General features: G+C 73.2%; 9 protein-coding genes and 1 pseudogene. 5 read left to right on the top strand and 5 right to left on the bottom strand.

What is annotated here, in order from left to right:
• Positions 1-415 (bottom strand): annotated as a pseudogene (locus ABT299_RS51710) (hypothetical protein); the annotation flags it as partial.
• A gap of 52 nt (positions 416-467) precedes the next feature.
• On the opposite strand from ABT299_RS51710, the gene ABT299_RS51715 reads away from it, so the two are divergent.
• Positions 468-1,169: a PIG-L deacetylase family protein gene (locus tag ABT299_RS51715; RefSeq protein ID WP_433247841.1), complete on the top strand. Its 702-nt coding sequence runs from the start codon at positions 468-470 to the stop codon at positions 1,167-1,169.
• Between the two features lie 48 nt (positions 1,170-1,217).
• On the opposite strand, the gene ABT299_RS51720 is transcribed toward ABT299_RS51715, so the two are convergent.
• From ABT299_RS51720 to dut, 3 genes are all read right to left on the bottom strand, one after another.
• Positions 1,218-1,298, bottom strand: coding sequence for a 50S ribosomal protein bL37 (locus tag ABT299_RS51720; RefSeq protein ID WP_483860509.1), 81 nt, complete (start codon positions 1,296-1,298; stop codon positions 1,218-1,220).
• 148 nt (positions 1,299-1,446) lie between these two features.
• Positions 1,447-2,274, bottom strand: a complete 828-nt coding sequence (locus ABT299_RS51725; protein ID WP_190860018.1) for a DUF3710 domain-containing protein — start codon at positions 2,272-2,274, stop codon at positions 1,447-1,449.
• Positions 2,275-2,311: 37 nt separating this feature from the next.
• Positions 2,312-2,782 carry a dUTP diphosphatase gene (gene dut, locus ABT299_RS51730; protein ID WP_241755869.1) on the bottom strand — a complete coding sequence of 157 codons (471 nt, stop codon included), beginning with the start codon at positions 2,780-2,782 and terminating at the stop codon, positions 2,312-2,314.
• 215 nt (positions 2,783-2,997) lie between these two features.
• On the opposite strand from dut, the gene ABT299_RS51735 reads away from it, so the two are divergent.
• From ABT299_RS51735 to ABT299_RS51745, 3 genes are all read left to right on the top strand, one after another.
• Positions 2,998-3,297, top strand: a complete 300-nt coding sequence (locus tag ABT299_RS51735) for a DUF6412 domain-containing protein (RefSeq protein WP_190860014.1) — start codon at positions 2,998-3,000, stop codon at positions 3,295-3,297.
• A gap of 45 nt (positions 3,298-3,342) precedes the next feature.
• Positions 3,343-4,050: a YidC/Oxa1 family membrane protein insertase gene (locus ABT299_RS51740; RefSeq protein ID WP_500255370.1), complete on the top strand. Its 708-nt coding sequence runs from the start codon at positions 3,343-3,345 to the stop codon at positions 4,048-4,050.
• A gap of 92 nt (positions 4,051-4,142) precedes the next feature.
• Positions 4,143-5,429, top strand: coding sequence for a cytochrome P450 (locus ABT299_RS51745; RefSeq protein ID WP_500255371.1), 1,287 nt, complete (start codon positions 4,143-4,145; stop codon positions 5,427-5,429).
• Positions 5,430-5,505: 76 nt separating this feature from the next.
• On the opposite strand, the gene valS is transcribed toward ABT299_RS51745, so the two are convergent.
• A complete protein-coding gene (gene valS / locus ABT299_RS51750) occupies positions 5,506-8,031 on the bottom strand; it encodes a valine--tRNA ligase (protein WP_500255372.1) in 2,526 nt (841 codons plus the stop codon).
• A gap of 125 nt (positions 8,032-8,156) precedes the next feature.
• Here valS and ABT299_RS51755 point away from each other — a divergent pair, with 125 nt between their 5' ends.
• On the top strand, positions 8,157-8,444 hold the full coding sequence (locus ABT299_RS51755) for a DUF4235 domain-containing protein (protein WP_190860091.1): 288 nt from the start codon (positions 8,157-8,159) through the stop codon (positions 8,442-8,444).
• Positions 8,445-8,528 lie beyond the last annotated feature (84 nt).

An 8,528-nucleotide genomic window follows, 5' to 3' on the forward strand; every position in this document is an offset into this window, starting at 1 on the left:
GCAGCAGCGCCGCGTCCAGTGCCTCGCGCGCGAGCCGGACGGCCTCCGCGCGCGGCACGGCGTCGGGCCGTCCGGCGAGGGCGCGGACGAGCGCCCCGGGGTCGTCCGCGTCGGCCGCGTGGAGGGCCCGCACCGCCTGGTAGAGCGGTTCGCCCGCCGGTTCGTCGCGAACGTCCGTGCGGCCCGCGGCGATCTCGGCGCTCAGCCACGCGGTGCGGACCGCCTCCGGCAGGCCGGCGGACCGCCATTCCGGCCAGGTCCGGACGTGCCCGCGCAGGTGGAGGCGCGCCAGCGCGAGCGCCGCCTCGGGCGGCCCGGTCAACGCGGGCGCACCGTCCGGCGCGGGCGGTGCGGCGGGCGCGGTCCCGGAATCGAGCAGGCCCGCGGGACGGACGGGTTCCGGCGCCGATGTCATGGCGCGATCTTAGGAGCTTCGGCGGCCGCCGCCCGTCCGCCAGGATGGGGCCATGGAACCGGTACCGGAGGACTGGGACAGGGCGCTGGCGATCGTCGCGCACCCCGACGACCTGGAGTACGGCGGCTCGACCGCGGTCGCGAAATGGACGTCCCAGGGCAAGAGCGTGACGCAGGTGCTGGCGACCCGGGGCGAGGCCGGGATCGACGGCATGGACCCGGACGAGGTGCGCCGTGTCCGCACCCTGGAGCAGATCGAGGCGGCCCGCCGGGTCGGCGTCGAGAACGTCGAGTTCCTGGACCTGCGGGACGGCGTGCTGGAGTACGGGCTGCCGCTGCGGCGCCTCCTCGCGGCGGCGATCCGGCGGCACCGGCCCGAGGTGGTGCTGTCGGTGAACTTCCGGGAGACCTTCCCCGGCGGCGGCTTCAACATGGCCGACCACCGGGTGCTCGGCCTCGCGGTCGCCGACGCGATCAGGGACGCGGCGAACCGCTGGGTGTTCCGCGACCTCGGCCTGGAGCCGTGGCAGGGCGTCCGGTTCGCGCTGTTCGGCGGGTCGCCGCAGGCCGGGCACTACGTGGACGTCACCGGCCATCTGCAGGACGGCATCGACTCGCTGCTGGCGCACGAGGTGTACTTCGGCAACCTCGGCGCGGGCTTCGACGCCGCCGCGTTCCTCACCGGCATCGTCGAACCGACCGGACGGGCCGTGGGCGTGGAGCACGCCATGCCCTTCGAGATGATCGGAGGGTGACGGCGCCGAACGCGGCCTGAGCGCGGCGACCGCGACCCGGCGCGCGGCTCAGTGCCGTGCGTTGGGCCGCTTGCCCTTGTTGTGCTTGCTGCGCTTGCGGGCCCGGCGCTTCCGCGTTCTCTTCGACATGTCCCGATTGACCACCCGGGGGGCGGCGGACGCAAGGAACCCGGCGCCCCCCGGACCGCAGAAACCCGCCGGCCGTGTGACCGAAAAGCGGCGCACGGCCCGGCGGGCGACGGCGGTCCCGGGACGGGGCCCGCAACGGGGTCCCGGGTCAGCGGACCTCGGTGATCTCGGGGCCGCGCTCGAACGGGTTGAAGGTCTCCTCGCCGCCCTGCTCCTCGCCGTTCTCCCCGGCCTCGCTGAACTCCTTGGGGATCTGCAGCTCGAGCAGGTCGCGCGGCGGCATCGGCGCGTCGCCGCGGACGACGACCACGCCGCGCAGCACGTCCTCCAGGACCTGCCACTGCTCCTCGTCCTCGATCGCGGCGCCCTGCACCACGGCCTGGAGGAACCAGCGGGGGCCGTCGACGCCGAGGAAGCGGATGATCTGCGGCGCCCAGCCCTGGTCGACGAACTCCTGCGGGATCTGCTCGCGGACCTCCTGCGGCATCTCCGCGAGGACCTCCTCGGTCAGCGCGGCGGGGATCATCGCCAGCAGCTCGGGACCGAACGGCCCCTCGCCCTCCTGGGTCTGCCCCTGCGCCTCCTCCTCGATGTCCTTGGCGGTCTCGCGGCGCACGTCGTCCCAGATGCCGCTGCGCTTGGGCGCGGCGAACACCTGGAGCTGCATGGCGCTCTCCTCGTACTGGACGAGCACCGCGACCGGCCGGCCGTCGAGGGGGTTGCCCTCCTCGTCGACCTGGGTGGCCTCGAAGTTCACCTGGAAACCGAGCCCCGGCGCGATCGGCACCCGCATCGAGCCGAAGTCCAGGCGCTGCATCTCGGGGAAGGAGTCCTCGGAGTCCCAGGGCCCGCCCTCGGCCTTCGCGGCCTCGGCGGGAGCCTCCTCGGCGGCCTCGTCAACGGCCTCCGCCGGTTCCTCGGTCGCCTCGGGCCCCTTCTCGGGCTCCTCGGCCTGCCGGCGACGTCCAAAAGCCACGACTCACGCTCCTTCTCGACTGTGCTCGTTACCAGTGTCACCCATGCCCGGGAGCCTCCGGCCCGCCGTACCCGCCCGTGGAGCCGAATCCGCCGGTCCCGCGGGCCGATCCGGGAAGGTCGGCGACCTCGTGGAACACAGCCTGTTCCACCCGCTGCACGACCATCTGCGCGATGCGGTCGCCGCGCCGCAGCCGCACGGTGGCGCGGCGGTCGGTGTTCAGCAGGGTCACCTTGATCTCACCCCGATAGCCGGCGTCGACCGTACCGGGTGCGTTGACTATGGTGACCCCCAACCTAGCGCCCAAACCGGACCTGGGGTGAATGAAAGCGGCGTAGCCGTCGGGCAGCGCGATCGCCATGCCCGTGGGGACGACGGCGCGCTCTCCCGGCGGCAGCTCGACGTCCTCGGCGGCGACCAGATCGGCGCCCGCGTCGCCCGCGTGCGCGTACTGCGGCAGGGGCAGCCCGGGATCGAGCCGCTTGATCAGCACATCGACCTTGCCCAACGTCCACCTCGCGTTCGGGAGCGTTCCGGCGGTCCCGCCGAGAAGCCACACGACAATACCGGGGCCGAGGGCGGCGGGCCGCATGTGAAACGCCCTCGCGTCCTGTTTCGCGCGCGACCCTACCCCGTTTCCCCGCCGGCACCCGGCACCGATGGCGTACCGGCGGGGATGAGTGGGACACTGTGGATAGTCCGTATCGTCAGGAAGGTCCGTTCGTGTTCTGGTCGCTGGTGGTCGCCGCGCTGCTGCGGGTGCTCGCCGCGGCCGAGTGGGCCGGGACGGCGCCGGGGCAGCCGGTGCTGGTGGCGCTGGCGACGGTCACCGTGGCGGGACTGGTCGTCCTGGCCGTGGTGCGTGTGCGCGCGGCCGGGCCGGGCCACCGGGCGGCACTGGCGCGCGTGCGGACGACCTTGCGGGAACGGACGCTGCGGACCGCCTTCCTCCCGCAGCGCGATCCGGACGCGGCGGGACGCCCCCGCCCGCGGGCACCGGGAGCGGAGATCGCGGCCGCCTGAGCGCGGCCGGCACGCCCTCGATCCCCCTCCCACCGGAAGGTGCTCATGCCCGTGTTCGACGTTCCCGTTTCGCTCGCGTACACCCTGGTCAAGGGACTGGCCGACGGCATCGGCCCGGTCGCCGGCCCGTCCGCGCCCGCCGCCGCGATCCTCCTGTTCACGCTCCTGGTCCGGCTGGCGATGCTGCCGCTCGCCGTCTCGGCCGCCCGCGGCGAGCGGACCCGGGCGCGGCTGCTGCCCCAGGTCCAGGCCCTGCAGAAGAAGCACGGGCGGGACCCGCGGCGGCTCCAGCGGGAGACGGCCGCGCTGTACGAGGCGGAGGGCGCGACCCCGCTGTCGGGATGCCTGCCGATGTTCGCGCAGGTGCCGTTCTTCATGGTGATGTACCGGCTGTTCCGGTCGGCGACGGTGGCGGGGCACCAGAACGTCCTGCTCGCGCACACGTTGCTCGGCGCGCCGCTGGGGCAGAACTGGATCGGGCTGGTCGGCGGCGGTCTGTTCGCGCCGCCGTCGCTGGTGTTCCTCGGCCTGTTCGCGCTGCTCGCGGCGCTGGCGGTGTGGTCGTCGCGGCGGGCCGCGCGGACCGCTCCGGCCGGGGCGGCGGGCGCGCTGGCCCGGGTGGCGCCGTTCGGGACGGTGGTCTTCGCCGCGTTCGTGCCGCTGGCCGCCGTGCTGTACCTGCTGGCGTCCGGCACGTGGACGGCGGTGGAGCGCGCCGTCCTGCACGGGCGGACGGCGGCGCCGGCGGCCTGAATCGCCGGGTTCGCCTTGACGGCTCCATTGGACGCCGGTTCGATAGAAACCGAACCCGATTCTGGACACGACGCCGAGGGCGGTGAGCGGGCGTGACGACCGCTGCGCGGGACGAGATCGACGGCAACCTGTCCACGCTGGAGTTCTGGGCCCTGCCCCAGGAGCGGCGGCTGGCCGCCTTCGCCCGGCTGCGCGAGCGGGACCACCCCGCGTTCTTCCAGGAGCTGAAGCTGCCGTTCGTCAAGTCGGGCGCCGGCTTCTACGCGCTGGCCCGGCACGCCGACGTGGTCGAGGCGAGCCGGACGCCGCAGATCTTCAGCAGCGAGCCGTGCTCCAACAGCATCGCGGACCTGCCGCGGTTCCTCGCCCGCTACTTCGGCTCGATGATCAACATGGACGACCCGCGGCACGCCAAGATCCGCCGGATCGTGTCGCGGGCGTTCACCCCCCGCGTCCTGGAGAAGACGGAGGACGACCTCCAGCGCAGCGCCACCCGGATCGTCGACGACCTGCTCGCCAAGGGCTCGACCGACTTCGTCACCGACGTCGCGGCGCGGCTCCCGCTGCAGGTCATCTGCGACATGATGGGGATCCCCGAGCACGTCCGCCCGATGGTGTACGACCGGACGAACCTCATCCTCGGCCTCGGCGACCCCGAGTACATGGGCGGCAAGAACTACGCGCGCGACGGCATCACCCGCATGGGCGCCCTCTACGGGCTGCTCAAGGTGCTGGCCGCCGGGTACGAGCTGAACCACCTGGCGATGAAGCTGGCCCGGCAGCGCCGCAGGAATCCCGGCGACGACCTGGTGTCGGCGCTGATCTCGGCGAACGTGGACGGCGAGTCGCTGACCGACCAGGAGATCGGCTCGTTCTTCATCCTGCTCGTCGTCGCCGGCAACGAGACGACCCGCAACGCGATGTCGCACGGGCTGAAGCTGCTGACCGACAACCCCGAGCAGCGCGCGCTGCTGCTGGAGGACTTCGACGCGCACATCCCGGGCGCGGTCGAGGAGATCGTCCGGATGGCGACGCCGGTCATCCAGTTCCGCCGGACGCTGACCCGCGACCACGAGATGAACGGCCACGAGTACAAGGCGGGCGACAAGGTCCTGCTCTTCTACAACTCCGCGAACCGCGACGAGACGGTCTTCGAGAACCCGGACGCGTTCGACATCACCCGCTCGCCGAACCCGCACGTCGGGTTCGGCGGCCCCGGGCCGCACTTCTGCCTCGGCGCCAACCTCGCCCGCCGCGAGATCACGGTGATGTACCGCGAGCTGTTCACCCGCGTCCCGCGGATCCGCGCGACCGGGGAGCCCGACCGGCTGTTCTCCAGCTTCATCAACGGGATCAAGCACCTGCCCTGCGCGATCTGACCCCGCCGGGACGCCGCCGCCTGGTCCGGCGCGGTCCGGTCCCGCGCGCCGCGCGGGACCGGACGGCCCGGCGGGTTCAGCCGGCGGGCGCCAGCGTCACGTCCACCGTCAGGTCGGCGGGCGCGCTCTCCAGCGTCAGCTCGGCGATCCGCCCCGCGGCGGCGAGATCGGAACGGGAGACCCGGCCGGCCTCCGCGCCGCGCACCACGGCCCGCGACACGTCCGCGCGCATCGACGCCTTCGCCTCCGACTTGGCCTTGCGGACCTGCCGCAGCGCCTCACCGGTCGCGGCGAGCACCGCCGGGTCGCCGCCCGCGGGCAGCTCGCCCGGCAGCGGCCAGGACGCGGCGTGCACCGAGCCCTTCCGCCACCACGACCAGACCTCCTCGGTCACGAACGGCAGCACCGGCGCGAACAGCCGCAGCAGCACCGACAGCGCCGACCGCAGCGCCGCGCGCGCCGACTGCGCCTCCGGCCCCTCCCCGTACGCGCGGGCCTTGACCAGCTCCAGGTAGTCGTCGCAGAACTCCCAGAAGAACCGCTCCGTGCGCTCCAGGGCGCGCGTGTAGTCGTAGCCCTCGAACGCCTCCGTCGCGTCCGCGACGACGCCGGACAGCGACGCCAGCATCGCCCGGTCCAGCGGCTCGGTCACCGCCGCGTCCCGGTCCACCTCGCCGAGCCCCAGCACGAACTTCGACGCGTTGAGGATCTTGATGGCGAGCCGCCGGCCGACCTTGATCTGGCCGGTGTCGAACGCGGTGTCGGTGCCGGGCCGGCCGCTCGCCGCCCAGTACCGGACGGCGTCCGAGCCGTACTCGCGCAGCAGGTCGATCGGGGTGACGACGTTCCCCTTGGACTTCGACATCTTCTTGCGGTCCGGGTCGAGGATCCAGCCCGACAGCGCCGTGTCCGTCCACGGCAGCGACCCGTGCTCCAGATGCGACCGGACGACCGTCGAGAACAGCCACGTCCGGATGATGTCGTGCGCCTGCGGCCGCAGGTCGTAGGGGAACACCCGGGAGAACAGGTCGGCGTCGCGCTCCCAGCCGCCCGCGATCTGCGGCGTCAGCGACGACGTCGCCCAGGTGTCCATGACGTCCGGGTCGCCGGTGAAGCCGTTCGGCTTACCGCGCTGGTCCTCGGTGAAGCCCGGCGGGACGTCGGAGGACGGGTCGACGGGCAGCGCGTCCTCCGGCGGGACGATCGGCGCGTCGTAGCGCGGCTCCCCGACCGCGTCCAGCGGGTACCAGACCGGGATCGGCACGCCGAAGAACCGCTGCCGGGAGATCAGCCAGTCGCCGTTCAGGCCCTCCACCCAGTTCTCGTAGCGGGCCCGCATGTACGGCGGGTGCCAGTTCAGCTCCGCGCCGCGCGCGAGCAGCTCGGCGCGGGTCGCGGCGTCGCGCCCGCCGTTGCGGATGTACCACTGCCGGGTCGTGACGATCTCGAGCGGCTTGTTGCCCTTCTCGTAGAACTTCACCGGACGGCTGATCTTGCGCGGCTCGCCGTCCAGGTCACCGGACTCGCGGAGCATCTCGACGACGCGCTCCTTGGCGGAGAACACCGTCCTGCCGGCCAGCTCCGCGTACGGCCCCGCCGGGACGCCCGCCGGCGGCTCGGCCGACAGCCGGCCGTCCCAGCCGATCACCGCCCGGGTCGGCAGGTTCAGCTCGCGCCACCAGGTGACGTCCGTGACGTCGCCGAACGTGCAGATCATCGCGATGCCCGACCCCTTGTCGGGCTCGGCGAGCCGGTGCCCGAGGACCGGCACCTCGACGCCGAACAGCGGCGTGCGGACCATCGTCCCGAACAGCTCCTGGTACCGCTCGTCGTCGGGGTGCGCGACCAGCGCCACGCACGCCGGCAGCAGCTCCGGGCGCGTCGTCTCGACGTAGACGGGCCGCTCGTCGCCGTGGAACCGGATCCGGTGGAACGCGCCCGGCTGCTCGCGGTCCTCCAGCTCGGCCTGCGCGACGGCCGTGCGGAACGTCACGTCCCACAGCGTCGGCGCCTCCGACACGTACGCCTCGCCGCGCGCCAGGTTCCGCAGGAAGGCGCGCTGCGACGCCGTCCGGGACGCCTCGCCGATGGTGGAGTAGAGGTGGGTCCAGTCGACCGACAGGCCGACGCGGCGCCACATCTCCTCGAACGCCTTCTCGTCGACCTCGGTGAGCCGCTCGCACAGCTCGATGAAGTTCCGCCGCGACACCGGGACCTGGCGCTTCGGGTCGGGCTTGGCCGGCGGCTCGAACTCCGGGTCGTAGGGCAGCGACGGCTCGCACCGCACACCGAAGTAGTTCTGCACGCGACGCTCGGTGGGCAGCCCGTTATCGTCCCAGCCCATCGGGTAGAAGACGGCGCGACCGCGCATGCGGTGGAAGCGGGCGACGGTGTCGGTATGGGTGTAGGAGAAGACGTGGCCGACGTGGAGGGAGCCGCTCACGGTGGGCGGCGGGGTGTCGATCGAGTAGACCTCGCCGCGCGGCCGGGTGCGGTCGAAGCGGTAGACGCCGGCGTCCTCCCAGGCGCGTACCCACTTGTCCTCCAGGCCGTCCAGGGAGGGCTTGGGAGGGACGCTCGGCGTACGCGGCTGCTCTGTCATGGGGCAATGGTATTGACATCCGTCCCCTCCGCATGCCACTTGCCCGCGCCGACGCGGCGGCCTTTCCCGCCCGGAGCGGGGCGTTCCGGTAGCGTCGGAGGCGACAGGACGACTGGAGGACGATGATGGCGGACAAGGGCGACATCGGCTATCGCGTGATGGCCGGCGCCGCGGCCTTCGCGAGCGGCTGGGCCGCGAAGAAGGCGATCACGCTCGTGTGGAAGAAGAGCACCGGCAAGGAGCCGCCGACCAACCCCGAGTCGCCGGACGTGGCGCTGGCCGAGGCGATCGGCTGGGCGGTCGTGGTGGGCGTCGGCGTGGAGGTCGCGCGGCTGGTGGCCACCCGCGCCGCCGCCCACCAGTGGGCCAAGGGGACCGGCGAGCTCCCCTCCCACCTCAAGGTGGACGCCTGATCGCGAGCGCTTGATCAGGCGGGCCTGGTCGAGGGCCCGAACGCGTCGTGGGCGGGGGCCGGGGGGGGGGGGGGCGCCCCCCCC

This window comes from Spirillospora sp. NPDC000708 (assembly GCF_040299565.1).
GTDB lineage: Bacteria > Actinomycetota > Actinomycetes > Streptosporangiales > Streptosporangiaceae > Spirillospora.

Bases quoted from the DNA above. Each gene is read 5' to 3' on its own strand.
- ABT299_RS51715 (WP_433247841.1), top strand. From the start codon at position 468: ATGGAACCGGTACCGGAGGACTGGGACAGGGCGCTGGCGATCGTCGCG.
- ABT299_RS51720 (WP_483860509.1), bottom strand. From the start codon at position 1,298: ATGTCGAAGAGAACGCGGAAGCGCCGGGCCCGCAAGCGCAGCAAGCAC.
- ABT299_RS51740 (WP_500255370.1), top strand. From the start codon at position 3,343: ATGCCCGTGTTCGACGTTCCCGTTTCGCTCGCGTACACCCTGGTCAAG.
- valS (WP_500255372.1), bottom strand. From the start codon at position 8,031: ATGACAGAGCAGCCGCGTACGCCGAGCGTCCCTCCCAAGCCCTCCCTG.
- ABT299_RS51755 (WP_190860091.1), top strand. From the start codon at position 8,157: ATGGCGGACAAGGGCGACATCGGCTATCGCGTGATGGCCGGCGCCGCG.